Source organism: Rhodococcus sp. C-2 (assembly GCF_027854095.1).
Lineage (GTDB): Bacteria > Actinomycetota > Actinomycetes > Mycobacteriales > Mycobacteriaceae > Rhodococcus_F > Rhodococcus_F qingshengii.
Genome location: NZ_JAQGFI010000023.1, coordinates 23,967 through 50,476, shown reverse-complemented (window position 1 = coordinate 50,476; position 26,510 = coordinate 23,967). Strand labels below are relative to the sequence as shown.

The window sequence follows — 26,510 nt, the reverse complement described above, 5'->3', positions numbered from 1 at the left end:
TGGGTCAAGTAGCAGCCGGAGAAGGTCTACAGACCCAGAGCCTGCTTGACCTGGTTGACCGACGGGTTGGTCGCAACCCATAAAACACTGAAAAACTAAGCACCACAACAATATTCGAGTCTCGAACAAAACATCCATGTGCACAACAACCGAAACCAGCACTGCACCAACCGAACACCCAAAGTTTATGCCACACAACAACATTCAAAAACACTCTTGGTCTCAACAAGTCAACGCATCACCGACGATAACGGATCAACCCCAGAAGATCGGATCGCCACCGTTTTCGATGTGATCGAGTAAATCCTGAATATGAGGGCTCGGATCCAAAAACTGGTAGCGGTGAAATTTGAGGTGGCGATCCCGCCAATACAACGTCCACAACCCGGTTTTCTTCGTGTAGTACAGGCGGGCGATCGGAAATCGCGTCCACTCCGGGCCGAAGTCCTCACGCCACGGCGGCCGGCATTCGCAGATCGTCACATGACGGGGCGCGATGTCACATTCGACCCGGATCTCATGCCGATACTGTTCCGGCACTCGACTGGCGCAATACTTCACGACCCGCGCGACATCGAGCTCGGGAAGACCGGTGGCAGCCATGCCCACCATCATGCCAACCGCCATCTGCGGCCGACTTTCCTATCCGGTTGCGCAGGAATCGAGCACTCGTTCTTCTCGTTGTCGTGGACTGTCCCAATCGAGCACCCGCCGAGGCCGATCGTTGAGTCTCGCCGCGACCTTATTCAGGTCATCCTGGGCGAAACTGCGCAGGTCAGCGTTCTTGCGCAGGTACTGACGCAGCAACCCGTTCGCGTTTTCGTTCGTCCCTCGTTGCCACGGATGATGCGGCGCGCAAAAGTAGACAGGCATGTCGAGGGCTGCGGTGATGCGCTCGTGTTCGGCCATTTCCCGTCCCCGATCCCAGGTCAACGACCGACGCAGATGCGCCGGCAACCTGCCCAGATAGGTGATCAACGCATCGGCAACCGTCTCGGCCCGATACCCGTCAGGCAAAGCCACAACATGCACGGCGCGGGATTGCCGATCTACCAGCGTCGCGACTGCTGACGGCCTCGCACCGAACACAAGATCACCTTCCAGATGCCCGGGCTCACTACGATCGTTTGCCGCAGCTCCTCGAAGATCGATCGAGACCATGTTTCGTATCCGCCCACGACCGTGGGAGCGTTTCTTCCCGCGAGGTCGACGAATCGGCCGATCGGTACGCAGTTCGTGAAATACGTTACTACCGAACACTTTCCGTGACGGTATGTAAATGCAGCGGTAGATCGTCTCGTGCGAGACCCACATCTGTGGATCGTCCGGGTACTCGCGCCTAAGCCAGACGGAGATCTGTTGCGGTGACCACTGCTCATGGAGCTTGTCCGTGATGACGGTCCGCAAAATCGGCCGGGCACACAGGATTGACATTTTGGGGCGGCGAGCACGGACATAGGCAGCTGTATCGGCGTCCATCGCCCGGTACTCCTCGCGCCCGCCGTTGCGGGCGATCTCACGTGCAATCGTGGACGGGGATCTTCCGAGCTTCTCGGCGATCGCCCGAGCACTCTCACCTGCGGCGATTCCGCGGGAAATCTCTTCGCGCTCGACTGCGGTGATGTGCCCGATTCGCCGTGCCCGTGGAACCGGTGGGATACCGCCAGACTCACGTAGGAAACGACGAATTCGAGGCATCGTTACTCCGAGAACCCGCTCGATTTCTCGAATCGATTCTCCACGGCGGTGGAGATCCCAGATCAGGTTCTCCTGCTCCACGGTGAATCCGAGCGCCTTACTGCCCATCCATGCCTCCACGGTCACGCATCATCTCACCAGTAGTGATGCGTTGACCTGTTGAGACCAAGCTCCAAAACCGGTCCCCAACCCACCCCGCAACAACCGAGCCAACCCCCCACACACCCCGGACACACGAACGCCCCCCACGCCCGAGGGGGGCAGGGGCCGCCCCCACGACGGGAACGGAGACCGGCTACTAGGGCTCACCCCCGGGCCGGCTGAACGAACAACGTCGCACCCCGTGGGGGATCGAACCGATCCCACTCCAACGAACCCCAGAAACCGTCTGCATCGCTGTACACGAAGAGCCGCCGATCCGCGTGCCGATCCTCCAGAGCGTGCACCACCGCTTTGCCGATACCACGGCAACGGGCCGCCCGAGCCACCTCAAAGAGCTGGATCTCCAACCGCTCACCGCCCAGCTCCGGCACCCCCACGTAATCCGAGCCGATGCCCCCAAGATCATCCAGCTCGACACGCGCCACCTCCGCATCGCCCTCCAGCACCTGCACATACCAGGCGCCACCGCGGCGAATCGGCTTGTTCCACCAGTCCTCCCTCTCGTACGCAACCTCGCGGTCGAACGGCGGGCGCCACCAGCGGTCCGCGCCGAAATGGTCGATCAGCTCCAACGTCATGACATCAGTCTGAGGCCCCTCAGGCATTCCCCGATGCGCGGTGTACCGCTAGGCAGGACGCCATATCGGACCCCGCCATATAGGACATCCCCTCTGGCCCGAGTGCTGCGGGCCGTCCCCTCCTTGACTGCCATGATCAGCTCGATGCGGAGCACGCGGTACGCGGCCTCCGCATGTCGCACGCCGGGGCGACGTCCGCGTGATCGGCGTCCCAACTCGGCCACCAGACCGAGAGGCGCGGGTCGCCTACCGCCGTACTCCTGTTTTCGGGCCAGCTCACGCCAACGGATAGGTCCGGAAAAACCCGGGCCCCATCCGAGGGGGCGCCCATGCTCAGTACGACCCATTTCATCATCACCGCGGCCGCGCAGACCGCCGACTTCTTCTCCCACATCGCCGATGCGTTCGGGCGGCCCGACTACGCCGACGCGCTCACCGTCACCATGTACCTGCTCGACATCCTCGACGCATCCGTCAAGTACAAGAGCGTTTACGCAGTTCAGGGTATCGTCCAGGCGCGAATCGAGGCGCAGCAGCACCCTGCCGACGATGCAAGGATGGCAGGCGGGTGTCGAACACGGATCGACGGAATACGATCGCTCGATGCAGACTCCGCCACCGGCAGAACTCAACTACAACACGTGGGAGGGATGGCTCTGCGACTACATCGGCGGCTACGACCCTGCCGAGGTTCCGCGAGTGTTCCTGTGGAACCTCCGAGACCGGCTGGTGGATCCCGAGACACTTCAGCGAGCCATCCACTGCATCTGGGTCCACCATGCGGGACCGGCGGGGCTCCTTGACCTTCCGGGAATCCCCAAGCTCACTGCCGAGCTGCACCAACGACTGACACCCGCCGAATGGAACAACCTGTTCGCGGCCGCCGGAGGCTACTTCCCCATCGAGCAGAACGACACCGGCGACGGATTCGACGGGCCGGGATGCGCGAAGCCCACGACGCTCTACCGGTTCGCCGAGGACGGCAGCGAGGCCGGGTGGTCCTGGACCGCTACTCCGGCGAACGCCGAGTACTTCGAGACCGGCTACAGCCTCGAGCGACGACACGGACATCTCTGGAGGGTCGACAACGTCGACCCGGATCGGCTGCTCGCGCACTTCCACACGGAGACAAAGTCCGGAAATCCGACCAATCCCCAGTACATCGACGAGTTCGTATTCGAGCCGCGCGCCTACGAAATCGTCCGGGCCTACTGAAGGCCCGTTCGGTGATCGCTCAGGCGCCACACCGCGTGCGTCGGCGAGTTAACAACGAAGGCTCGATGACCGCCGGACTGGCTTCGGACGGGGACGGTGACCCTGCCATGTCGCAGGGTCACCGTCCCCGATACCGCCCCGTCGGCATCGGTTAGCTGGCCTCGGGCGCGATCCGGCGCTTCAGCCCGCGGACCTTCCGCCGGACCGCCTCTCCCATCGCCGCCGGATACCCGCAATCCTCCGCAGCGTCTGCCCAGGTGATACCCCGATCGGTGGTGGCGAATCGTGCCGCCACGATCTGCTTCTCGACCGGGTCGAGCTTGGCGAACAGTGCCACCGCCCGCGGATCGTTGAACTCGATTCCAGTGCAATCGACATCCGGACCCGGCACCAGGGTGCCCAGCTCGACCTCGCCGCCACCAGGCTGGATGACCCGCCGATTCAGCGACGTAACCCTCCTGCCTCTCCACTGGGTTTCACCGATGGGCCTGATGTTCGCGTGGTTCTTCCAGACGAGTGCCTTGATCTCCTCGATGGCCTCGCTGTCACCCTCGACACTCCAGTCCAACAGCGCCCCGATCACCGCATCGAGAACGTCCACGGTGATGCCCTTGATGCCGAGCCACGTGCGTGCGAACCAGTCGACAGCATCATGGTCGCCGCTCAGGACCGCCTCACGTGCCTTGACAGCCGCGACTAACCCCGACCGGGCAATGCGATGCCCAACCCCGGCGAGGGTCTGCCAGCCATCCAGGAGCGCGCCGATCATGCTCCGCATGTCTTCCACGATCCTGATCACCGGCGCCACTTGATTGACCAGGCTCGTCACCGCCTCAGAGATCTGCTGCACACGGGCAAAGGACGACAGGTCGATCCGGGGAAGTACGGACTCCCACTTCGACGTCGCCTTCAGCGCGTCGAGCACCGGCATGGTGATCGACGGATCAAATCCCCGGACCTGATCGAGAATCCCCGGCATCACGCCCTTGTCGAGGCCGAACCCCGCGGTCATCCCCAGATCCGGCACCACGGACGGCAGTGGCAGGATCAGCGTTGTCAGGTCCACCGTCGGCAGCACCGACGACAGATCCGACAACGGGGACGACACCTTCAGCGCATTCAGCGCATTCAGCAGAGGATTGGGCAGGTCGACCTTCAACGTTGGCAGGTCGAACGCCCAGTTCGGGAGCGTCACGGAGGAAGGGAGCAACGGCGGCTGCACGAAGCCGAGCTTCTTCAGATCCAGGGGCTTGACCATGTCGGCGGCCTGCATGCCGAGCCTGCTGGCGGCGCTGGCCTCACGGATTGCCGAAACAGTCGGCGACAGGCTGGCCGCCGTCTTCTCCACGAGAGCGGCACGCACCGCGGCAAGTGCTCCCGTCCGAGCAGTCGCCGGCAGCGACGTCTGGAGCGTGTCGACCGCGGGGTCGTCGACACGCGCTGCGGCATCGACCTCCGCCGCGTGGTCCTCGACATACTGCTGAACCTGGCGAATGCGCTGCCGCTGCTCGGCGGTCAAACGGTCACTGTGATCAATACTCATCTCGGCCCTCCTGGCCTTCGGTGGAACTGGTTTCTACCTACTAGTTCCGTCGATCAGCCAAAACGACAACAGTGGGATGCAGTTCACATCTATTGGCTATTCGACCAGGTGAGGACCCTCCATCTCAACGGTCTACCGAGCCCGGATGTTCCGCAATCACCGGATCTGCGCGGCGCGCTCACGAGATCGTCGACGACGGACCGCGACTCGTGTGCACCTCAGCATCGGGACCAAGCCCGGCCCTCACCCGGTTACCGGACCGACCGATGAAATGAACTGCGATGCGGTGCGGATAGCATCACGAACCGAATCCGGCCCACCCGTTCCGAGCAGGTAGGCCGGGCGTCGTGTCCCGGGTCAGTGCGCAGGCCGCGGCACCTCGGGGAGGGGGCGTACGGCCGGGCACTGAGTACAGGTTCCCCTTGCCGTCCAGGTATGTCCGTGGGTATCGCAGAGGTGAGCCGACATGGTGCCGCCCTTCATTGTGCAGGTTCCCCGACCTTGTGTCGGACCCGCAAACATGTAGGTTAGGGAGATTTCCGTATCTCGCAACTATTTCTGGAGACCCTGTTCCGCCAGGGCCGATCGACCAGATGCAAGACACCTCGGAAGGCCCTAACGGATCCCGTCCGGTCCAAAGTCCTAGCCACCGAGCGGCAGTGAAATCAACAACATCGGCGGGTCGGCGACGTCGTCGATCGAGAGAACAACGTCCAAGCCGGTATCGAGAATCGCCTGCACGTCCGCGTGGTCCTGGGACGCGATGATTGCGACGAGTTCCTCGTCGGCGTACACAGCCAACGGCTTCGGGTCGGGCTCACCGCGTGCCGGCTCTAACAACGGGCGATGCCCGAATCCCAGCACGCCACGATCAGCACTCCGCAACTCGACAGTGACGCTTCCAGATTCCAGCATCGTCTTTAGGAGGCTTCGGCTGCGGACTCGCGTGAAGTCGAGCAGATCGAGAATCTCGGAGGATGTGGAGTCGTAGCCTGCTCGCCAATCGGCAATAGTCATCCCGGCCAGCCAGAAGCGGAGGTCCTCGTATGTAGGCTCAATATCCACCGGGACCGAGTTGTTGATGGCGTGCGCCAAACGTCTTGACCGTATGCCCGACGTCATGAGCAGCAACGCGTGAGCGGTGTTCACGCCGTAGCGGATGTACCCTCCAAGTTCCGCGCAGAGCCGGATCTCGGTATTCTCCTCGTCGAGTCGCATGTTGACCAGTTCCACCACCGCACCCACGGTCCACGCCAGATAGTGCTGGAACTGTTCAGTGACGGCGTCCACCATTTGCTCGATCCGCCAGGCCGCATCCGGGGCTGCGGAGAGGTACGTGTCAGCAAGATCGGGTAGCGATCGGCCAGAAACCCATCCCTTCAGCAGATCTCTGGGCCGGACCTCTATGTCAGCTCCACGACGGGTATTGCGGAACCGCCATCGAGGGGCTTCGGGAAGTTTGAGGAGTTCGTCAAACATCCACGCCAGTGCGTGAATTGCCTTCGCGGGGCTGCGGAGATCAGGTAGTTTGCCGTCGGCTTCTGCCTGGAATATCGCATCAGTGATACGTCCGGCGAGGTCGTCGATGACCCGGGCCGATCCGATCGAAGTTCCTGTGCGCGGCCACCGACGCCGCGCTTCCGGATCACTTATCACGTAGCGGCGACGGACAACCTCCGCAATCCGGGTGTAAACAGGGTGGGCAATGTCCGACTGGCGGGCCGCGAGCATTGATCCGACGATCCTGTCGATATCGGCGGACTCCGGTACGACGCCGCGTCCCTCTTCTACCGCCAACATCAACCAGACGAAGCTGATGAAGTCGGCCGGCGCATCAGTCGCCGAGTAGAGAGCACTCTCATCCTCTCGGAGATCGGCTTCTAGCTGGGCGAATGCTTCCAATGCCGCTTCGGTGGTCAGTGAGGAAGTGACCGCCAGGGCGTCCGGCTCTGGGTTGAGATCGTGAAAGTCCTTCGGCGTGGGGTTTGCTCCACGCACCAGGACGATCCAACCTTCGGTCTCCTTGCCGGCTCTCCCTGCTCGCCCCATCGCGTTGACCAGACGGGCACCGCTGAGTCTGCTGTCCTCGTGTTGGCCGGGAAAGGGCTGGTCATAGATGACGACGGTGCGGACAGGCAGATTGACGCCATCAGTGAGAGTCGAAGTGCACGCCAGGTACGGCAGGAGGTCGCTGCGCATCGCCTCCTCTAACTCTTCCAGGATCTCGATAGGAAGGCCGGCGTGATGGAATCCCACTCCGCGGCGCAGCACACTGACCAACGGATGATTGTCTCCGATCTGTTGACGTACGAAATCGACCAGCGGTGCCAGTGACGGTTGTTCGTCGCGCCCGGCGGCCAGGGCTGTCGCCAGTTGCTGAGCCTCGGCACGCCTAGTGGCGACGACGAGGACCGATCCGGCGTGGCCGAGTGCGGTAATCATCTCGCTAGCGATGACATAGTTCGCCGTCGACCGACCCTGATCTCTCACCTTTTCCGAATAGCGGCCACCGTCCTCGGATTTGAAGACCAACCGCCAGCCGGTGTCGCCCTGAGTTGAGAGCTCACGAAAACTGCCGTCGGTCATTCGAAGGCGAATCAGTCCACCGAGGTCGGTAGTGTGCCGGTACTTCCATCTCGTGCCCGCACTACCCTCGATCTGGGTGGTATCCCATTTCGCCTCCGTGGTGAAAGCGGCGTGAAGGCGGCGTGGTCCCCTCCATTGAGATTCTTGCAGCAGGTATCGATCGTCTGGGCTGAGCCACTGCGCGATGGCGCCCGCGTTGCCCATCGCGGCGGAGATCAAGGTGATCTGATGGTCCGTTCCCTTGGTCAGGTAATCCAGCAGTGCAATGACCGACTCCAGAACAAACCCTCGGCCCGACTCCTTGATCAGTTGCGCCTCGTCGAAGATGAACATGCCAAACCGGTCGAGGACGGTATCGACGTCGTGACGCAAGAGGTGTCCGAGCCGCTCTGGTGTCATGACTTCGACATCGGCGGGCTCCGGCGCATAGATCTCAAAGAGGTTGTCGAGGAATGTCATTGGATAGTCGGGTTGGTCGCTACCTGTTTCCTTCTGGAGGATCCGAACGCGGCTGGCCATCGCTCGCCGGACTTCGCGGCCGAGGCTGCGGGTGGGTGCGATGTAACAGACGCTTCGATCGGTGCGGACGAGGTGCTCGACGGCGAGCATCTGCGCGACAAGGGTCTTACCTCCGCTGGTCGGTACAGCGAGGACCGTTCGTCTGATATCCGGATCGAACGGTGACGGCGAACCATTGAGTAGGTCACGCTGCGGCTCCCACAGCGTCAGGATTGGGGGATTACCTACGGTGAATGCTTCGCGGACCAGGGCAGGTACCGATGGCGGCAAAACAGCGGGATTCCACAGTGAACCCTCTTCCGCTTCGTCGGAGAAGCGCAATAGATGAGCCGCAACCCACCGCGAATTGAGGTCCCCCGGACCTGCCTCTCCTGCGGCCACCGCACGGAGCCGCGTGCGGCCGCGTTCGAGGCGAGCAGAATTTCCTCGGGCAAAGTAGTGAAGTAGGTCTTCAGCACCGAGAACCACCATCTGAGTAGGGCCGAATACGGTCGTCGTGAGGTCAGGTATCTCGAAACCTCGGCCTATCGTCTCGAACTGACGGCGCCACCGTGCCAACCAACGGAACAGCGTCTTGGTCTCGAACCCGAGGAATGCGAGTCCGGCTTCCAACGACAGTGTGCTGATGTGGTCGGTGACGGCGGAATCGATGTCGATGTCACTGCGAAGCCGGTTCATGATCGCAGTCGCGTTCGGGTCCCGGCCGCCGCGGCGGTATCCGATCGCTGCAGCAAATCCATATGAAAGGCGTTGTTCGGCCGTCCATTCTGCTTGATCAAGGGCCAGGTCGAAGATGTGGGCGCTGACTTGAAACGCCTGTCGCTGCCTCGCGAGGGTGTAGCGCTGGCGAGCTACGTCCACCGAGGCGACACCGTGCAAGTACCAAGCAGTATCGAACAGTTGAGTGTCAATCTCTGGCTGGCGGAGGATGAGACGGACCTCGACGTCGGCCATCAACTGCTGGAGTTCCTCGGCTGTCGGCAGACCCGTCCGCCCGCCGAGGGCGCCATTGAGCAACCCCAGGTCTAGAGACCGCTCCACACGATCTCCTTCACTCGATCAGCGAAACCCGGGAAGTCGGGAACCGCTACCACGATGCTCTCGGTCTGACTCGCCTCGGTGAACTCTGGGAACTGTGTCCTTATGGATCCAAACGTGGTCGGCCGTGTCGGCGCGTGGCGGTCCGAAGTACCCACCGACACACCAACCCCCGCACGATGGCTGCGGTCCCACCACCATTCGATCATGTTGGCATACAAGTCACCGAGCACAAGGTCCTCCGTCAACGTCTCCGGACCTGCAAGCTTGGAGAGATACTGATCCCCACGATCACGAAGCTGCTTACTCGCCGTGTTGATCGTGGACGAAATCCCGGCCTTCGCATCGTGCTTCTTGATCTCCCACAACCGATACACCAGCGTGCCATGAGAATCCTGATAGACCACCAATCCATCACCACCAGGCTCAAGCGCATCCATCTTGATCGGATGCGCACGAACGAGCTGCCGGCCGTCACGGCACACTGTCCGCTCGTTCACCAAGCGGTTCCACAGCAGTTCCGCCACGTGCCCTTGGACATGATCGACGTTCTTCAGCTTCCGAGGAAGACCGAACGCAACCTCCACAATCGACTCCAGGGCCTTCAGCTTGTTCCCAACCTGTGCAGGGCCTCCGTCGCGGCGAGTCCGCCACCAGTCAAGAGCAGGCGCACGGCCACACGCGATCGTCATCGACTCTTCGGCAAGAAGCTGGGCTGCGTCCTCACGCGTGGACCCAGTAAGCGCACTACCACCGACCACGTATTCCACTTCCGATGTGGCCGGGCTGTCTACAAGGGCCAGCATGGACGTCAGAAGGGGCGGCGCGGTCATTGTCGGTACTTCTACCCTTCTCAAGACTGTCGATCATTATTCGCGATTGCCCCGGCCTGCGTTGCCTGCTGCTTACTGGCAGCAGCACATGTGCCGGACCGCCGGGTGCATGTACGGCTGCCGCAGACCCACCCGGGCATCCGCATCGAGTTCGGGCAGTACGCCCGCGCAACGTGCGGTCGTTATGAGGTGACTGCGGCAATGACCACCGGGTGGTGGCGGTCCCTGAGTGTGGTCCAACCTGCTATGCAATCGAACAGCGCACCATCAGAGTACGAAGGCAGATGCTTGGCGCTCGCCGAGTGATGCTCGGGTGCTGTACTACCATCCCTCGAATACTCCACTCGTGCAATAAGATCTGCCTGTTCTACCTCGGTGGGAAGAACTAACTGTGGTATCAGGTCGAGTGCCCAGATATCGTTGCAAACGTCGGCGTAGAGCTCTTGGTGACCAAGCAGCAACGAAAGATCTGCGATGACGGTGATCGCATAGGAGGATCGTCCGTTGCCTGCACTTTTTACATGCTCGTACGGTGTACCCAGCAACCGATTGACTACTTCTGACGCGGAACTTCCCACAGGGGCGATGCCGTGCCCCTCGTCCGCGCGGTCGAAGATCCACACAGCTGCGGCGCGGAGAATCGGCGGAATAGCGGCATCGTGTCCGCAAGCAGCGAGAAATGTGCATGTGGCGAGGAGAGAAATGGCGTAATCGTCTGAGACCAGGTGTGCCGCTGCCTCATCCTTCTTGAATGCTGAATCGATGTGCTGTGCGATTTCTGCAACAACCTTATCGGGGTTTTCTGATTCTTCGCTGTAGTTCAGAAGGTAGATTCCGAGCAACGAGAGTATTTCGTTCGCCCGAGCGGTTCGGACAGGGTGGGTGACGATGAGATCGATCGCTTCGTAATTTGATTCCTCGGCGCGAGCGGTTTCCCAAAACTCAAGGGCCGTCGCGAGAAAGAGGCGGCGGGCTGCTCGGAGTGGGCTTCCGTTGGCCTGCGTTCCGCCCTCTGGGGGGTTCTCCCATTCGCGCCGAATGAGGAGGAGGGCGAGGCATGCGGCAAGGTCCTCGCGGCCCGCTTTTTGAGCTGCTTTCGTCAACATCGCACCAGTCAGGGTCTGTTCCCACCGCTCTCGTGTGCTTAGGCCTGGCTTGAACCAGTCTCGTGAGTAGGCGCGGATTTCAGCCCATGTTCCTTCCCCTGATCCGAGGCGCCCCCAGAGTTCCACCGTCCGCGCTCGTTGGTGGACCGGAACGCCGGCAATCAGTACTTCTGTCAGTTGGGGCAGCAAGACATCGATATCCCAGAGTTCAGCAGCTTCGTGTCCACGTGCCTCGCAGTGCTGGTTGTACTCTTGGAATTCGACCAGTGCGGTACCGGTGAGCCGACCGGTGGTTACCAATACCAAACGGCGACTCAGGTCGGGGTCGAAGTCGGGATGTACTACATTGCCGTAGCGCATTGAGTCAATCTGTCCGCGCACTTCTCGCCACTCGCTGAGGCTTATTTTTCCAGCCTTCGATTGGAAGACGTATTGGGTCTCGATGCCCTGTTCCGTTCGTCGAGCGATGAAATCCTTGCCGAATTCCAACGGCCCGTGTGTCAGGTGGACGTTCGTGAACCCCTGGCTGTACAGCAATGCGATGAAGGGTGCATCGAAGTCTCGTTCGTTGAGCGTTTCAATATAGCCGGCGACTGCGTCTGCGAGAAACATGCTCTTCCTGCTTTCGTTGAAAAATTCCCTCCAGGCGTTCCTGGTGTGCGTCGGTGGGTTCGCCCTGGGCCTCAAGTACTGCTCTGAGATCCGACCCGATATGCATGGCTGGTTGACGTACCGTCCCGTCAATTGGCAGCCAATCGACCTTTTCCAGGGCGTCGAGAATGGTGTCCCAGGAAAAATCATCCTTTTTTAGTTGGATACTGTTTCCGACGGCGGCCAAGGCTTCGTCAAAGTGCGTATTGAGCGGTTCTGCAAATTGGTTCGCGTATGACTCCGCGGTCTCAAAGATGAACTCGTGCATCGCGTCCAGGTTGCCTTGCCGCAACCGATCGGATGGAAGTTCTGCCTCATGCTGAAGCAGAACTGTGGGGCTGATCACCGAGGTGCCGCCTGCTTGCACGACGACCTTCTGTGAAACCCCTTCCGGGAGTGGGCCACCACCGCCTAGGGTGCTTATCAGGAGATTCGATGCGCCCATGATCGAATTAATAGCCTGCTGGACGAATTGGTTGACAGCCAGTTTCAGCTCCGGCGTCGCTTGAATCACGGAATCTCCTGGGTGGCTTGGGGTCGTTAACGGGCACTGACAACCGCATTGAAGATCGCGTTGAATTGAGGGATCCTTGCATCGCCGATAAAGCGCACTGTCCCTCCCTACAAATGCATGGCAAACAGCCCGTTCTTAGAAACCCTTGTCTGCACCGGAAGTCTCAGCTTAGTACTCTGCGTACGCGTCAGAGGAAAACAGGGTACATACAGATGTCCTCGACAGCGATCGTATGAGCGCATTTCAGATCCTCTCACCCCGCATACCGTGATCCGTGGACCACACGTTGCGCTTTGCAACGACACGATGTCCCCCGCGCGAAACTTCACAGGGCAGCAACGGTAGATGTCGCAGTTGCCACCGAATGCGATGGGGTTTGCATGCCCGTCTGACCTTAGAAACATTTGGAAGAGGTGGGTCGCGGATGTCTTGCCACAATTATTTGCGCCAACAAAGATCGTACGATCGGTTTCGAGGTCTACCCGCGCGTTTTTCAGACGCCTGAAGTTCTCAACCCGGAAACATTTGATGCGCATGGTGGTCTCCAGATTGTTGAGTTGCTGCGGTCTCAATAATGCGCCTGCTCATGCTGACTGGCGTCATCCTATGGCAACAGTTCACGAACCTTGAGGCGATACCCGATAAGCTTCCGCCGGCCAGATCGCGGCAGCACACGCATTGTGTGTCCCTCTCCATCACCCGCGAAGAAAGCAGCACCGTTGCACCTGGAACGAGGCGATTCCATACCCTTCAAAGTCTACGACGGTCGAAACCTGTTCTGGCCGGTCATTTACAGCAACTAGCTTCCACCAAAAACGCAACATAAACGAAATCTCCGACTACGCTGATTGAACGCGCAACCGGATTTCGATATGTCAGCGACATCAGGAAGCCAGATGCTCGCCGAATTCCCTCTGGGAGTTAGCGGCCCGAACAGAAACAGAGCAGGTCGAATGATGCTTGACTACACGGCCATTGACTTCGAGACAGCGAATTCGTACCGCGGCTCACCATGCTCGGTCGGTCTGGTCCGTGTCCGCGACGGAATTCCTGTCGAGGAATGCCACTGGTTGATACGACCGCCGGAACAGGTCGACCATTTCGACCACTTCAACATCGCACTGCACGGCATCACCCCAGAAATGGTGGCCACCGCACCCCGATGGAAAGACGTACTACCGGCCATCGTCGATTTCATCGCGGGCGACGTCGTAGTCGCGCACAACGCCGGATTCGATATCGGCGTCATCCGCTACGCCTGCGCCGTCGACAACATCGAATGGCCGGAGATCCAGTTCCTGTGCACGATGGTGCTTGCGCGTCGTGCACTGTCGCTACCGACCTACCGGCTGCCGTACGTCCTCGAAGCGCTCGGAGGGGTCATCGTCGACCACCACGACGCGCTCGCCGACGCTCGCGCCGTCGTCGATGTCGTTCGCGGACTCGCAACCGCCCAAGACGTATCGGACCTCGACGCGCTCGCCGCCACGGTCGGTGTCAGCATCGGCCGAATAGCCAGCGGCATATACAAAGGCAGCGTCGCGGCCTCCCCCAGCACAGGCGGTTCTTCCCCTCTCGTTCAGCCCGACCTCAACCCGAACGCCGATCCCGACGGCTATCTCTACGGCCGAGTGGTGGTGTTCACCGGAGCGCTGATGTCGATGACACGGCAGATCGCGTGGGAAGAATGCGCACGCGTCGGCGCCATCACCAACGAATCGACAACCAAGCGGACCAACGTACTTGTCGTCGGCGACATCAACCCTGCGGTCCTTCAGCCTGGCTCGAATATCACCGGCAAAGCCCGGAAAGCGTTCGAACTCCAGGAAAAGGGCCAAGACATCGAAGTGATGACGGAAGATGATTTTCTTCGCTGCCTGGGCGGGAAGCCCCTCGACGAACCCGAAATTTTGCTCTCGAACGAGGGCATCGACGATGCCGTTGCACCTGCACCCATTCCCAGTCGCCTCCGCATGGTCCCGATGGCTCTACGCCCGAAACCCCAACCGCCGAAACAACCAAAGCCCCCGAAACCGCCCAGGCAGCTTCGCCGAACACCAATTCCGACCACCCAGAGATGCTCCATCGACAACTGCACCACCACCGCGGCATTCAAAACCCGAACGAAACCGACCTGGTGCGAGCAGCACATCATCGAGCAACAACGCCGCGGCGGAATTTCGCCGTTGGAATCGTTCACTCACCCCGACGACTGGCAACTGACCGAATGCCTGACCTGCACCATCCAAGCGCACTACCGGTTCGAATACACCCTCGACAAGAACAAATACGACGAACCGACGTGCCGTGCCTGCTTCTGGCGAGGGTGGGCGGCGCAGTCCAGAGAAATGCACGGCGCGTGGGCCAAGGTGGAACCCGTTCCGTACGAAAAGGCCAAATCCGTTGCGGAAGAACACGGGTACGAGTACCTCGGACCGCTGACGGCGCCGTCGCTGCCCGACGACCCGCACCACGTACGCTGCCGTCGATGCGGACGGATCAGCGCCGAACGCCTCGGCGATATTTCATTCGGTTGCTCGACCTGCAAACCCCGCAACTAACACTTCCGACAGCGCCCCACACCATGGCAGTGACAGTGACGGCCCTCACCTAGAGTGAGACCGCCACTGCCTAATCCCTTCTCGTAGGAGTTCCTGTGACCACCGCACCACACACTTATCTACTTCCCCTCGCGGTGATCGACGAAGCCTCCGGGAAAATATGTATCTGGCACATCGACGTCGGGCCGGACGTCGGACTATCCCGCCTCTCCGGAGCATGGGTACTCGAACCTGACGACTCCGACACCATCGTCAACCTGATCCGGGGCCGGCACGTCGTGTTGTCCAACGACACCGACATCCTCACACGCGAAAACATCACCACCGCAGGAAAAGTCGACATCGACGCAACCGTCGACGCCGTCATTGCTGAACGTGATGCTTTGCAGGCCCGCTTCAACTCCCACGCCGCGACACGCAAGACTCTCGTGCCGCCGACGTGGCCGGAAATCGTACATCCGAAGCAAATCGCCGCTGCTGTCCCCCGCACCGAGAACATCATCGAGCAAACCGGAGACTCGTTCCCGCTGGCCCGAGGATTGAACGTACTCGCCCAAGCGTGGACGCAACTCGAGAAACAGCGACTGGCACGGCCTTTCCTCATCGAACCCGTCGGCCCGAATCCGCGACCATTGCCCCTGGTCCTGCGATAACGACTGCTGCGCTGTCGGCACTCGCAGAACCTCATCGATCACGACGTGCCGTGCACACGGCAGATTTGCGAAAATCGGCGTCCGGTTGCACTTAGCCGCTTGCCGGTCAACGAGGCGACTGATTCGCCGCACGGGTCGACCATAAACGGAACACCACCCACCGGACGGCCCGTACCGCACCACAAACATGCACCTTTGAAGGTGTGGAGACGCGGTTCGTTTAGACCGAAGTCACTATCGCCGATAAACTAGTGTTCGGCGATAATTGCAGTGAATGCAGAATCGAGTCGTGTATAGCCAGGCTGTGCGAAGTTCGAAAACATGGTGCCATGCAAGACCGGATTAACTATCTTCGACACGCTATACAGTTCCCAGCAGGGTGGAGTGTTCCGACGACTACTGCCGTCGATCTGGCACGCGCGAAGCGAAAGCTTGCCTGTGGTTGTATGACCAAATGTGGCTGGCTGCACTATGCGAGGCAACCCGTCATATGCAAAAGAAATCAACTGTCGGTTATGAATCGCTGACTCGAAGTCCATGGCCACTCCTCGGTAAGGTCCCCAAACATACCCTGCTATGACGCATTCCTGGACGGCGGGGCACATCTGATTGCTCCCACTGCTCTCACGCGGGAGGTGGAAGTGAACGCCCTCGATCAAACCTGTCGCTTTGAGCGTCACCAGCCACAGTCAATCTGGAATCGCAGTGATAAAACGAACCACGTAACAGAAATGGGGTGCCCGCGCGGATGGGCCGGCGAGCTGTTCTAGTCTTGAGCTCGCTGTCAGAATCTGTTGGCCGTTAACCATCCCCTATTCCCCATCGAACCTTCGTGCATCCCACCACAGCCCAATAGCCAGCCGCCGCGAGAAGTGCAGTTCAACAAAACTATCCAGGAGAATGTGTTGCGCATCAAATCTGTTGGCATCGTCAATTTTCGGTGCCTCGATAACGTTGAGGTTGATTTCTCGGAGATTACAACGTTCATTGGACCGAATGGGGCTGGCAAGAGCTCCGTTCTCCGCGCGCTGGATTGGTTTTTCAATGGCGGCAAACTCGACGAGCGCGACGTATGGTCCGGCCATATCGGATCGCCGAAAATTCGCGTCCGCGTCACATTCACTGATCTGACGGACCAGGATCGGGAGGCGTTGGGCCCCCGGTACGCTCCAGCCACAGCATCTACGTTCACTGCGTGGCGGACTTGGGAGTCCGGCGAAGACAAGATGAGCGGTCGCGCCGTCTCGTTTCCTCCGTTCGAAGTGATTCGGTCCGCGACTTCGGCGGCTACAAAGAAGACAGAGTACAACGCGCTCCGTGATGAACGTGAGGATCTTAACCTGCCGAAATGGACGTCGGCCGGCAATGTTGATGCGGTGATGGATGTTTGGGAGCGTGACCATCCTGATCGTCTTTCCGATACCGAATCCGGTGGTACGCACCTATTTGGGTTTAACGGACAGAACAAGCTGTCAGGACTCTTCGATTTCGTTTTAGTCACTGCAGACTTGCGCGCGAGCGAAGAGAGCAGCGATGGACGTGGCACCATCATCGGTCGAATCCTGGAAAGGACCATCGATCGTGGAGAGGCCGACGCCGAATTCGCGAAACTCGCGGATGAGATCGCGGGGAAACAAGCGGCCATCAATGCGGAACACCTCACGGGTCAGCTGGCAGATCTGGCGAAGAAACTCAGCGCCGAGGTTGGTTCGTTCACTCGCGGTCGATCCGTCAATCTACAAACAGTCGAGCCTGAGCTGAAACCGCAGTTGACTAAGATCAAGGTTTCAATTCAAGACCATCTGACGGAGACCGACGTCGAGCGTCAAGGGCACGGATTCCAGCGCGCACTCCTTATCTCAAGTCTCAAATTGCTAGCAGATCACGGTACCCAAGACGGGAGCAAGAGCGTAATTTGCCTCGCTATCGAGGAACCGGAATTGTTCCAGCATCCGACGCAAGCAAGAGCATTCGCCACGGTCCTTCGGGAGTTAGCGTCTCACCCCGAGAACAACCTTCAGGTCACCTACGCCACTCACAGTCCGTACTTCGTCGACGAGCGGTATTTCGATCAAGTTCGACGCGTGCAGCGGACGACGGATACGGATAGTGCCCATGCACAGGTGCAAATTCGCCATGCCACACTGGAGTCAGTTGTATCCAAACTGAATGGCTATGTGAAAGAAGACGTAGTTAATTCTCGCTGGAAACTCGTGTGCACAAGCCAACTCGCGGAGGCATTTTTTTCGAACGCCACTATCCTTGTCGAAGGAAACAATGATCGGGCAATTTTCGAAGGAATAGCTGCACGAACCACCCATCTATCGATAGACGGAATTACGATCGCAGCAGCGCAAAGCAAAGATCATTTATATCTACCACATGCAATACTCTCCACACTTGGAATACCGGTCCTCACCGTGTTCGATAACGATTCAGGATCCGATGAGCGCATGCGGTCGGGAAAGAAGAAACCGTCAGACATTAGGGCAACGACAGAGAAAAATAAAAAGGGAAATCGAAATTTACTCCGATATCTCGGATTAGTTGAGGAAGACCACCCTATTGGCCTCCTAGCACCACATGTCGTAGCAATCCCGGACACACTCGAAAGTGTTCTCACAAACGAGTGGCCGGAATTCGAGATCGAACGCCAGAAAATCGTCGACAACGGCCAAGGCGTGGACGGGAAGAACTCGCTCACATATTCGATTGCAGCCCAGAGCTGTTCCCACGACCCTACCGGAATCATTCTCAATGTGATTACAGCAGCACGCTCACTCATCTAGCGTAAACGAAAAATACCTCACTAGGACTCGATTGACATGCTGAAACAGTTCATGCCCGAAACATAAGTCGTTTATGTAAACTCGGATGAGGCAACCATCTCAAGCGACTGGACGATCATCCGTCTTCACACCGTCAAGGACGACCACGGAGCCACACAGGGCGGTTACGCCCACGTTCTGCTGAAAAGTACGGCACTGCTGGTGCGACCCGTCGGAATGCTGCGAGTATCAAACCCAGATAGATACCTGCGAGCACGGTCACTGTTGGAACGGAAGCGCAGTTGCGCCCGCAGGCGCTGTGACTAGCCATCCCGCAGGCGTAACGCACGGTCGAACTTCGCGGCCGAGATCTCGGACTTCGGGGGGTGCGAAAAGTTTTCCACCAACCCAATAGCCGCCCTTGATCAGTTGAGCGGGTGTCGCCGTTGCCTGATAGATGCCCTGCGGGATCTGATTCGGGGCCAGTACCGACAACTTAGGTGCCACTGCCAATGCCGACCCCCCGTTCGGTGGCACCGGCCTGAACACGTCGGTCGGTCCCTTTGATCGCGTCGCTACCTGACCCGGTGTTTCCACAATTCACTGTGTCGGCCTGAAGCCCCCCATCAGGCTTCGGGCCGAACACACTTGGCGTGACCGCGGACCTAGCCTGGAAACTCGCGTGCGACCTGCACAGCACACACCAGCAACCGCTTGGATCATCGCCGTGCCCCACCGCGCATCCCGACCTGGACCCATATCTCATGGGGAAAGAACTGAAAAACTCCAATCACGTTGGCCAGGCAACGATATACGCCTGATCGCCGCAGCAATGGGCATCAGTGTGGGCTCGTCGCAGACGATCGCGACATTCGCCCGGCGTTCTAGCCGTTGCGATGCATCCACTTGTGTGGGTCGGATTTTGCCGACAAGTTTGGCCGCAGCATGACCACACCCACACCCATGCCCAGCGCATCGCGATGCTTGCGGCGGCAGGAACACGATGGTGATGGCGACATTGACGTACGGCGAACGTATCACATTCGACGAATTCGGCTGGCGCAGAGCAAATTCTGGCTCAGCCGCGTCACTGTCGCACTCCTTCGGTAAGAACCGATGAAGACTCGAGGTACGCGAAAAGCGAACCTGAAAGATTGAAGCTAATTTCCGGTTAATTCCTCGATATTGAACCATGACGGTTGATATCCAGCGGTCGTGCACGCGGCGAGCGCTTGAGTGTAGGAGGTCATTGCATCAGTCACATCATTATCGGGAGCAAATCTTTTGTCAGCGGCGTCAGCAAAATGCTGCGCCTTACGATCCGCGTCTTGAATCATCTTTGTAATTGCTAGACGGATTTCTGAACTGGCTTCGTTGATGATTTTCGATCCGTCTTCATTTTCGCCGTTCGACGCTATCATTGTTAGATCAGTTAATTGTCGAGCGAGGGTAACTGCGGTCATCGAGGAATCTCTCCCCTGGAGAAGGTCTTTGTACGTCGCATAGATACCCAGCCCCCAGCGTTCCAGGCCTTCGTCACCGATGCATACGAGCCGGTCAACTTGCGATTCGGTCGACACTTTCGCGGGAGTTGAAGTGCTCGTATTTTTCGTACTACTCGAGGCCTCTGGTATCGCATTGGAACTTTCGGCCGAGCACGCAGTCAGCAACATACCGGCACAAGCGAGAGCTACTAGATGGCTGAACTTGATCACGGTCGTCCTTAGTGAATGGTGCTCACCAAATTGAGCGTTGGTCGATTCTGATTGCAAATTCAACTGCAATCAGACTGCACAATACCGTACAGTCGCTGGTCCGCTGCCAATTGCGGTCCGCTGCCAGTTGCGCCGTGCAGGAAGGACCTCGATGCGTTTATTCTTCCCTGCCGCACAAAGTCGCCGTCGGCACGGGCGCAAGTTCGCAACACTCAGGGCGGGTTAGCTAAATTCCATCGCAGTTATCGGGCTCTGTCACAATCAGCTCCATGACCGATTCTGACGCTCAACGCACCCGCCCGATTGCGGTCGGTTCTCGGGTCACCGTAATCCCGACACCCGGATCACGGACCGGCGTAACCGAACCGCAGGTCGGGGTCGTGGTCGACGACTACGCCGATACCGTGATCGACACCTCTGATCTGGGTCGGGACTGGGCGCCGGTGCTGCGGTGGGCGATCGCCCTCGACGACGGCCGTCTGGTTTTCGCCGCCGAGGGTGGTCTCGAGCCCGCCTGAATCCTTCCGTATCTCATCAAAGGAGATCACGGGATATTAGGGGCGCGACTAGTAGGCGTCAGTGCGAGAAGATGCTGTTCACTAGCTTTCAGTGTGCGGCGTCGAACGCATCGATGACCTCGGCTTTGATCCGCCCGCGCGGAGAGACCTCGAAGCCGTTGTTGCCGGCCCAGTCGCGGATTGCTTTGAGTTGCTCGGCGGATCGACCGGAACCCGACGCCTTGGCCGCGGTCGGCGTTTTCGTACGGGGCTTGCCGGTAGAGGAGATCTTCTCAGCGACCTTGATGTACGGAGCGAACACCGCTTCGATCTTGTCGGCATTGGCCGGGCGTAGATCGATCCGGTAATCAGCTCCCTGGTAGGAGAAGGTGACTTCGTGTCCCAATCCGGTGTCGATGGGTTTTCCGTCGAGATCGTCGATGAGTTGGCGAATAATGATTTCGGCCACAGGAATCCTCTTCGTTGTATTGCTGAATGAATATGGCGTTCATGTTATCTGCAGTATCTGATAATCCAGGACACTCCTGTTGTCCCCGGGCATGTCGTTACTTAGTGCTTGCGCCCCTCATGTTTTCGACGTGCCGGGTTGGTACGCCTGGGCGCGGGCGATACCGATGTCGTAGTCGTCGACGTACTCCCCCGTCCCCGGGCGTGTACATGCCTCCGACGCGATCGGGGACATACGCCATGAACACCACGTCGGGCCGACCGCCGTTGAATCGGCCGAACTGTTGATAGTCCCAACCGTCGGGTGCGTAATCATCGTTCCACGCCAGGCGCGCAACCGGGACGAACCCGGCATCGGCATACAGCGTCGGCAGGACGGTATCGAAGCAGTCCAGACGATGACCTCCCAGCCGGGTGGCCTGCCGGATCATCGACTGCACCGCCTTCGGGTGCGCGCAGTCCTTGTGCCCGAAGGCCGAGACGATTTCGTCGTCTTTGAGTGCGACGCCGGCCTTTCCATCGTCGGTGACCAACAATCGCACCTGCCGGTACTCGGTTTCCTCGTAGACGTGGACCGACGCCGCATAGGGATTTTTTCGAGTGAGCTCGAGCATCTGCTCGCGGTAGACACTCGCGTCGGCGGGGTCCAGTTCGTAGAGCGTGGGAGCGGACAATCCGCGCGCAGCGAAACGTGCGCGTTCCTCAGCGGAGAGGGTGTGGTCGGTGACCGGTTGGATCTGGCGGTCGCCTATCAGAAGCCGAAGGCTTCGGCTTCCTCGATCCCCCAGTCCGGAAAGCGCGCTTCGATCGCCTTGCGCTTGGCCTCCGGCAGTTCCGGACTCCAGCCGTACTGCCTCCAAACTTCTCGCGGCGTTCCTGCGTCATCGGTTCGTCCACCGTGTTCCCTCCTCTCGTTTCTCTCGTTGTCATTGCCCACACGAGTGCAGATCGATGACGATCGCCCCGCCCGCATACGTGCAACCGGTTCCCGACGGCGGCGGCGCCGGATCGAGGTCCAGCAATCCCCAACCACTGGACCGTGTTGTGGTCGAGGACTTCGCCGAGTCCGTCATCGACAATTCCGAACTACGGCGGACCGGGCGCCGGTGCAGCAGTAGGTGATCGCCCTCGACGACGGCCGCCTGGTCTTCACCGCCGAGGGTGGCCTCGAACTCGCCTCAACTTCCCTTTCTCTCACCCACAAGAGCCACCGGACTTGACGTGCTATTTGTCGGGCGTCAGTGAAAAAAGATGCTGTTCAATGCTTTTCAAGATGCGGCGTCGAATGCATCGATGACTTGGGCTTCGATCCGATCACGCGGACTACCACCTTCCACACACGCATCCGTGCATGCTCGCATCTACGCAAGCACGGATGCGCGCAGCCGTGCATGCACTCGCCGCAAGGCTGATCGAAGATGTGAAAAGCCCCGAGAGTTCACAGCGTCGCGGCGACAGATCCCAGCAGTTATTCCCCAACGGTTTCGTCAGCGACATTCGCCTGTTGGGATTCAGGTTTTCACTGTTTGGGCATACAAGGTGCGGGCGGCATTTTCGCGGGCGTGAGGCTGCCGCGCTGACCCACCAACCGACCGCTACGGCCGGAGGGTGGCAGAAGGAGAAGGTGCACCGTGATCAGTTTCGGTGCGCTCCGCTCACCGGCGTTCCGCATTCACACGCTTGCGCCGGTGAGCTTTCCGCTGACGACCGAGAACCACATACCCCCGCAATTGCAGGCAATGGACCGGGGTGTCGCCGTGATGGACGCGTTCTGAAGCCGCAATTCTTGCAGGCCAGCTGCCGGGCGCAAGACATCGCCCTCTCACCGGGAACCAGCAGGGAAGACGCAACGTTGCGCTTGTCGTTTAAGCCGGGCCGGTCTCGACGGCCACACAAGATAGGGGACCGACGAGACCGGGAAGACGCCGACAGCGGCATCAAGGCTTACACTTCGACCATACATGTAAACACCGCTATGCGGTTGGCGCCGCACCTTCAACAGTTCCCGGGCGGTTTATCTAGCGCCCTCGTTCACAGGGCGGGTTGGAATCAACCCGAGGACAGCGGACAGGGATAACGCCATTCCTCAAGCGCTTCCTGCAGCGATGAGTGTAAATCCGCTAGCGCCGACTAACTTGATAGTGTTGGCCTGGTGGCGGTTTCGGCGAAAGAAGCCTCGGCTCCGAATGGGTGTGACGGCGAAAACGTACCTTCTGTCCTCGCCGATGACGCAGGACGGCGTCGCGGTGATGGAATCGGTGTGTGATTCGAGTGTTTCCCAGAGAGCCGTAACTTCCGTGTGGAGCGCTACGAGGAAGTCTTCAGTGATCAGAGCTGTGGCGACGCGTTTTTCGAAGACGAGGTCACCGCAGGTTTGGTGGTTGGCAATGAAGGCTTCGACTCGAATTCGTGCTTCTCGAGCTGGTTCAGATCCACGCGCGCCGTAATGCTGGTAGGTCTCCCCCATCAGTTTTGGAAGATTATTCGTAAACTCCGTGGACTGTTTGCCGGCACTGCAACTGTGCACGTAAGTCCCTGTGGTCGGCGACTTTCCGGCTGCTGTTGCTTGTTGTTCGGCATCGCTGGTCATTGCATCCAATCTTAGCGGTCCGGCAATTTTTGAGTACTCGACCCTGGTCGACTAGACAAACTTTTCACTTCAGATCGTTATCGCAATTCGCAGGACCAATGGGCGGACTCGCGCGCTTTGCCGGCCCATCTCTCATAGTCCGAGCCGGGCGCGGACCGCGTCGATTCCGTCATCGTACGAGTTGACGTAGCGACCGGATCCGCGCTGGTAGCGCGAACCCGCCGATGCCGGGTCATGGGCCATGAAGACCACGTCAGGGCGACCACCATTGAACGCCGCGTATGTGTTGTAGTCCCAGCCGTCGGGGGCGTAGTCGTCGTTCCATTTCAATCGTGCGACGGGGACGAATCCCGACTTCGCGTAGATGGCAGGTAGAACGGTGTCGAAGCAGTCCAGCCGCCGCCCGCCTGCGGCGACGGCTGTTTCGAGCATCGAGTTCGCGGCGCCGGGATGGTTGCTGTCTCGGTGGGCGTAGAGGGAGACGATTTCGTCGTCTTTGAGCGCTATACCGGATCTGCCGTCGTCGGTCACGAGTAGCCGCATACCTGCGTACTCATAGTCGCTGTAGACATAGACGGAAGCTGCGAACCTGTTGCCATCACGCAGTGTTTCCATTTGGCGTCGGTATGTCTCAGCATCCCGCGGGTGCAGCTCGTACAGCTCCGGTGTGCTTTCCCCCAGACTGCGAAGATGCCGGGCGCGTTTGTCCTGCAGTCGATGCACTGCGACCGGCGTGATGTGCCGGTCGTCGATCAGAAGCCGTGGAACTTCGCCAGTTCGATTGCCGTGTCGTGCCACTCCTTCTCGATCGCCAAGCGCTCGACTTTCGGCAACTCCGGACTCCATCCCCACCGACGCCAGAACGCTTCGCGCTCTTCCTGCGTCAGAGTCGATATCTCGTTCGTCGCCATCGTTGTTGTCCTTCGGGTCGTCGTGGATGAAACCTGATGCTGCTCTAATCTGCTGCTCGCGTAGCGCTTTGCTCACTTGGAGGCGACGCTGCAGCTTTTCTCGCTTACCTGGATCGTCCTCTGTGCCGAGTTGGTTGCGCAACTCGGTTTGTCCGCCGGGGGTGGCGTCGTATTCGGCGGATCTGGCGTCGAGGTTCGCTTTCGCGGCGTCCAATCGTTGTCGGTTGCGGGTGATCGCCGGGTTCGCGTCGAACGATGCCTGGGCGGAATCGAGTCGCCGGTGGGCGCTGTCGAGGCGTGCTCGCACGTGTGGGGTGCAGCGGGGGCCGGGGTATTTCTGGCACATCTACCGCCTCCCCCGATCCGCCGCATCGACGAGGCGACCGAGCATGGCTCCGAGTTTTTCGGCGGCGATGTCGACGAGTTCGCCGTTCTCGGTGAGGTATTGGTCGCGGCGTAGTTCGATCATCACCGAGTACACGAGGGGATCTGTGCGGTAGTGGTCGAGTGGTACGTACGTACCACCGAATGGGGTGTTTCTGCCGATGTCGGTCAGGGGGTAGAACGCGGCGTGGGCAGCGTCGGTGAGCCATTGTGGGGTGTGGTGTGGGTCGGTGCCGATGCACAGCGTTGGGCGGGGCCCGTCGGTGTGCAGCTCGTACGCCGACGGCAGGGTCGGGTAAGAGTGGACATCGATGATCACGGCACGGCCTGTGGCAGCGATCCGATCGGTGACGAGATCGGACATCGCGGCAGCGTACGGGTGAAAGTAGGTATCGAGCAGCGCAGTTCGTGCGTCATCATCCTCGTTGCGGAGGACGGCTCCGTTGCAGGTTCGGGTGTAGACCGCACCGCGCCCGACGGCATTGAGTTCTTCGCGGTCGTCGGGGAATCGTTCAGGATCGATCACCAAACGGGAGAGGTCGTTGCGCAAGATCCACGGTGGGACACCGGTGGATCGGGCGGCGTGCTGCGCGATGACGTCAGTGTAGGCATCGGTGATCTCGTCCAGCTCTGCGGTGAGTTGAGCATCGGTCACGGTCAGTGACGAGCGGACCTCGCCGGGAATTGTGCGGGAGGCGTGCGGGACATGCAAGATGACGGGCGAGGATGAATCGCCTGCTATCAGTGTTCTGGGGTTCACGAAATCTCCTTGTCCGTGTGCGGAAGTGGTGTGGGTTTCTAGCTGATGACGTCGACGAACCACCGGCCGTCGATGTTTTTGGTGGTGATGGTCTGTGGGAACTGTGCAGGCTCGGCTCCGGGGCGCATCTCTGCAAGTGCGACGGAGTAGACATCGGTCGTGATTGGGGTGATCCGTACGCAGTGGGTTGTTCCTGTTGGGACTGTGTCGATTCCGGCTTGGATTTTCTCTGCCGGCGGCAGTGAGGTGTCGGGGGTGGTGAGTGCGCGGACCGCTGCTCCGGAGCGGGTGATGTAGTAGGCGTACTCGAATGCTGCGATGACTCCGGGGCCACTCTTCTGGTCACCGCGGTCCGTGCGGCAGGCGCCGGGATCTGCCTCGGAGGTGGGTTCGGCCACGAGTGTCTGCGGAGCGGTGTCCACGGGTTGATTCGATGCGCCTGACCCCTCTACGAGGTGCGCCGGCACGGTGTCGCCCTGGCCGGAGAGGATGCGCAGGAGGAACCACCCGAGCAGCGCGCCCACCACGATCAGGGCAGCTACGTAGCGCAGGTGAGGTGATCGAGAACGCTTCTGGCGCGGCGGTTTCGACACTTTGTCCGGTTGGGGCGAGGTGACACCTGAGGGCGTGCCGGTGCGTGTGGGCAAGGGCTCGCTGGCGAGTAGGTCGATCACTGCGGGGTGCCGGCTCGTGTTCTTCATCGCTGTTGCCCTTTCAGTGGTCGAGCCTGGTTCTGCGGTAGTGGAGGAAAGGTTCGGGG

Annotated in this window: 23 protein-coding genes; 6 read left to right on the top strand and 17 right to left on the bottom strand. The window is 59.8% G+C overall.

From position 1 onward, the window contains the following. Nucleotides 1-255: 255 nt before the first annotated feature. From PCS43_RS31770 to PCS43_RS31760, 3 genes are all read right to left on the bottom strand, one after another. Nucleotides 256-627 (bottom strand): DUF3024 domain-containing protein, encoded by a 372-nt coding sequence (locus PCS43_RS31770; RefSeq protein WP_270923209.1) that lies wholly within the window; start codon nt 625-627, stop codon nt 256-258. A 15-nt stretch (nt 628-642) separates the two neighbouring features. Further along, nucleotides 643-1,806 (bottom strand): IS30 family transposase, encoded by a 1,164-nt coding sequence (locus PCS43_RS31765; RefSeq protein ID WP_248671241.1) that lies wholly within the window; start codon nt 1,804-1,806, stop codon nt 643-645. A gap of 197 nt (nt 1,807-2,003) precedes the next feature. Continuing rightward, nucleotides 2,004-2,438 carry a GNAT family N-acetyltransferase gene (locus PCS43_RS31760; protein WP_064075244.1) on the bottom strand — a complete coding sequence of 145 codons (435 nt, stop codon included), beginning with the start codon at nt 2,436-2,438 and terminating at the stop codon, nt 2,004-2,006. Between the two features lie 603 nt (nt 2,439-3,041). Between PCS43_RS31760 and PCS43_RS31755 the strand changes: the two genes are divergently transcribed. Further along, the gene (locus PCS43_RS31755; protein ID WP_156525079.1) at nt 3,042-3,653 is read left to right on the top strand and encodes a hypothetical protein; all 612 of its coding nucleotides are present in this window, start codon (nt 3,042-3,044) and stop codon (nt 3,651-3,653) included. Between the two features lie 151 nt (nt 3,654-3,804). Here PCS43_RS31755 and PCS43_RS31750 read toward each other — a convergent pair whose 3' ends face one another. The 6 genes from PCS43_RS31750 to PCS43_RS33575 form a co-directional block, all read right to left on the bottom strand. Further along, entirely contained in the window at nt 3,805-5,196 is a 1,392-nt protein-coding gene (locus PCS43_RS31750) for a hypothetical protein (protein WP_064075241.1), read from the bottom strand. A gap of 642 nt (nt 5,197-5,838) precedes the next feature. Then, the gene (locus tag PCS43_RS31745) at nt 5,839-9,342 is read right to left on the bottom strand and encodes a DEAD/DEAH box helicase (RefSeq protein ID WP_064075240.1); all 3,504 of its coding nucleotides are present in this window, start codon (nt 9,340-9,342) and stop codon (nt 5,839-5,841) included. Beyond that, nucleotides 9,327-10,172, bottom strand: coding sequence for a hypothetical protein (locus PCS43_RS31740; protein ID WP_064075239.1), 846 nt, complete (start codon nt 10,170-10,172; stop codon nt 9,327-9,329). Before PCS43_RS31740 ends, PCS43_RS31745 begins: the two co-directional genes overlap by 16 nt. Before the next feature lie 182 nt (nt 10,173-10,354). Further along, nucleotides 10,355-11,890 (bottom strand): restriction endonuclease, encoded by a 1,536-nt coding sequence (locus PCS43_RS31735; RefSeq protein WP_064075238.1) that lies wholly within the window; start codon nt 11,888-11,890, stop codon nt 10,355-10,357. Next, complete coding sequence (locus tag PCS43_RS31730) at nt 11,856-12,443, bottom strand: hypothetical protein (protein WP_054801557.1); 588 nt, start codon at nt 12,441-12,443, stop codon at nt 11,856-11,858. Before PCS43_RS31730 ends, PCS43_RS31735 begins: the two co-directional genes overlap by 35 nt. A gap of 107 nt (nt 12,444-12,550) precedes the next feature. Then, nucleotides 12,551-12,979: an AAA family ATPase gene (locus PCS43_RS33575; RefSeq protein ID WP_082893280.1), complete on the bottom strand. Its 429-nt coding sequence runs from the start codon at nt 12,977-12,979 to the stop codon at nt 12,551-12,553. Nucleotides 12,980-13,399: 420 nt separating this feature from the next. On the opposite strand from PCS43_RS33575, the gene PCS43_RS31725 reads away from it, so the two are divergent. From PCS43_RS31725 to PCS43_RS31715, 3 genes are all read left to right on the top strand, one after another. Continuing rightward, nucleotides 13,400-15,004, top strand: a complete 1,605-nt coding sequence (locus PCS43_RS31725) for an exonuclease domain-containing protein (protein ID WP_064233881.1) — start codon at nt 13,400-13,402, stop codon at nt 15,002-15,004. A 95-nt stretch (nt 15,005-15,099) separates the two neighbouring features. Beyond that, nucleotides 15,100-15,657, top strand: coding sequence for a hypothetical protein (locus PCS43_RS31720; protein WP_064075236.1), 558 nt, complete (start codon nt 15,100-15,102; stop codon nt 15,655-15,657). Between the two features lie 905 nt (nt 15,658-16,562). Further along, entirely contained in the window at nt 16,563-18,446 is a 1,884-nt protein-coding gene (locus PCS43_RS31715) for an AAA family ATPase (RefSeq protein WP_064075249.1), read from the top strand. A gap of 1,139 nt (nt 18,447-19,585) precedes the next feature. Here PCS43_RS31715 and PCS43_RS31710 read toward each other — a convergent pair. Then, the gene (locus PCS43_RS31710; protein ID WP_152688099.1) at nt 19,586-20,140 is read right to left on the bottom strand and encodes a hypothetical protein; all 555 of its coding nucleotides are present in this window, start codon (nt 20,138-20,140) and stop codon (nt 19,586-19,588) included. Nucleotides 20,141-20,409: 269 nt separating this feature from the next. Between PCS43_RS31710 and PCS43_RS31705 the strand changes: the two genes are divergently transcribed. Continuing rightward, nucleotides 20,410-20,658 (top strand): hypothetical protein, encoded by a 249-nt coding sequence (locus tag PCS43_RS31705; RefSeq protein ID WP_054801566.1) that lies wholly within the window; start codon nt 20,410-20,412, stop codon nt 20,656-20,658. A gap of 88 nt (nt 20,659-20,746) precedes the next feature. Here the strand turns inward: PCS43_RS31705 and PCS43_RS31700 are convergent, their stop codons facing one another. The 3 genes from PCS43_RS31700 to PCS43_RS31690 all read right to left on the bottom strand — a co-directional run bounded on the left by PCS43_RS31700 (nt 20,747) and on the right by PCS43_RS31690 (nt 22,178). Continuing rightward, nucleotides 20,747-21,106, bottom strand: a complete 360-nt coding sequence (locus PCS43_RS31700) for a histone-like nucleoid-structuring protein Lsr2 (protein ID WP_064075235.1) — start codon at nt 21,104-21,106, stop codon at nt 20,747-20,749. Between the two features lie 97 nt (nt 21,107-21,203). Further along, a complete protein-coding gene (locus tag PCS43_RS31695; RefSeq protein WP_231915239.1) occupies nt 21,204-21,965 on the bottom strand; it encodes a hypothetical protein in 762 nt (253 codons plus the stop codon). Nucleotides 21,966-22,031: 66 nt separating this feature from the next. Continuing rightward, nucleotides 22,032-22,178, bottom strand: a complete 147-nt coding sequence (locus PCS43_RS31690) for a hypothetical protein (RefSeq protein ID WP_156525078.1) — start codon at nt 22,176-22,178, stop codon at nt 22,032-22,034. A 558-nt stretch (nt 22,179-22,736) separates the two neighbouring features. Between PCS43_RS31690 and PCS43_RS31685 the strand changes: the two genes are divergently transcribed. Continuing rightward, a complete protein-coding gene (locus PCS43_RS31685; RefSeq protein ID WP_156525077.1) occupies nt 22,737-22,880 on the top strand; it encodes a hypothetical protein in 144 nt (47 codons plus the stop codon). Nucleotides 22,881-23,191: 311 nt separating this feature from the next. Here PCS43_RS31685 and PCS43_RS31680 read toward each other — a convergent pair whose 3' ends face one another. From PCS43_RS31680 to PCS43_RS31665, 4 genes are all read right to left on the bottom strand, one after another. Next, complete coding sequence (locus tag PCS43_RS31680) at nt 23,192-23,695, bottom strand: hypothetical protein (protein WP_152688101.1); 504 nt, start codon at nt 23,693-23,695, stop codon at nt 23,192-23,194. A gap of 132 nt (nt 23,696-23,827) precedes the next feature. Continuing rightward, a complete protein-coding gene (locus PCS43_RS31675; protein WP_231915238.1) occupies nt 23,828-24,952 on the bottom strand; it encodes a hypothetical protein in 1,125 nt (374 codons plus the stop codon). Further along, nucleotides 24,953-25,750: an N-formylglutamate amidohydrolase gene (locus PCS43_RS31670; RefSeq protein ID WP_064075248.1), complete on the bottom strand. Its 798-nt coding sequence runs from the start codon at nt 25,748-25,750 to the stop codon at nt 24,953-24,955. It lies immediately after the preceding gene. Nucleotides 25,751-25,788: 38 nt separating this feature from the next. Then, on the bottom strand, nt 25,789-26,451 hold the full coding sequence (locus PCS43_RS31665; protein WP_064075233.1) for a hypothetical protein: 663 nt from the start codon (nt 26,449-26,451) through the stop codon (nt 25,789-25,791). Nucleotides 26,452-26,510: the final 59 nt, after the last annotated feature.

Bases quoted from the DNA above. Each gene is read 5' to 3' on its own strand.
- PCS43_RS31750 (WP_064075241.1), bottom strand. From the start codon at position 5,196: ATGAGTATTGATCACAGTGACCGTTTGACCGCCGAGCAGCGGCAGCGC.
- PCS43_RS31725 (WP_064233881.1), top strand. From the start codon at position 13,400: ATGCTTGACTACACGGCCATTGACTTCGAGACAGCGAATTCGTACCGC.
- PCS43_RS31770 (WP_270923209.1), bottom strand. From the start codon at position 627: ATGGCGGTTGGCATGATGGTGGGCATGGCTGCCACCGGTCTTCCCGAG.
- PCS43_RS33575 (WP_082893280.1), bottom strand. From the start codon at position 12,979: ATGCGCATCAAATGTTTCCGGGTTGAGAACTTCAGGCGTCTGAAAAAC.
- PCS43_RS31755 (WP_156525079.1), top strand. From the start codon at position 3,042: ATGCAGACTCCGCCACCGGCAGAACTCAACTACAACACGTGGGAGGGA.
- PCS43_RS31765 (WP_248671241.1), bottom strand. From the start codon at position 1,806: ATGGGCAGTAAGGCGCTCGGATTCACCGTGGAGCAGGAGAACCTGATC.
- PCS43_RS31675 (WP_231915238.1), bottom strand. From the start codon at position 24,952: ATGTGCCAGAAATACCCCGGCCCCCGCTGCACCCCACACGTGCGAGCA.
- PCS43_RS31690 (WP_156525078.1), bottom strand. From the start codon at position 22,178: ATGACGGACTCGGCGAAGTCCTCGACCACAACACGGTCCAGTGGTTGG.
- PCS43_RS31680 (WP_152688101.1), bottom strand. From the start codon at position 23,695: ATGACCAGCGATGCCGAACAACAAGCAACAGCAGCCGGAAAGTCGCCG.
- PCS43_RS31665 (WP_064075233.1), bottom strand. From the start codon at position 26,451: ATGAAGAACACGAGCCGGCACCCCGCAGTGATCGACCTACTCGCCAGC.
- PCS43_RS31735 (WP_064075238.1), bottom strand. From the start codon at position 11,890: ATGTTTCTCGCAGACGCAGTCGCCGGCTATATTGAAACGCTCAACGAA.
- PCS43_RS31740 (WP_064075239.1), bottom strand. From the start codon at position 10,172: ATGACCGCGCCGCCCCTTCTGACGTCCATGCTGGCCCTTGTAGACAGC.
- PCS43_RS31705 (WP_054801566.1), top strand. From the start codon at position 20,410: ATGACCGATTCTGACGCTCAACGCACCCGCCCGATTGCGGTCGGTTCT.
- PCS43_RS31760 (WP_064075244.1), bottom strand. From the start codon at position 2,438: ATGACGTTGGAGCTGATCGACCATTTCGGCGCGGACCGCTGGTGGCGC.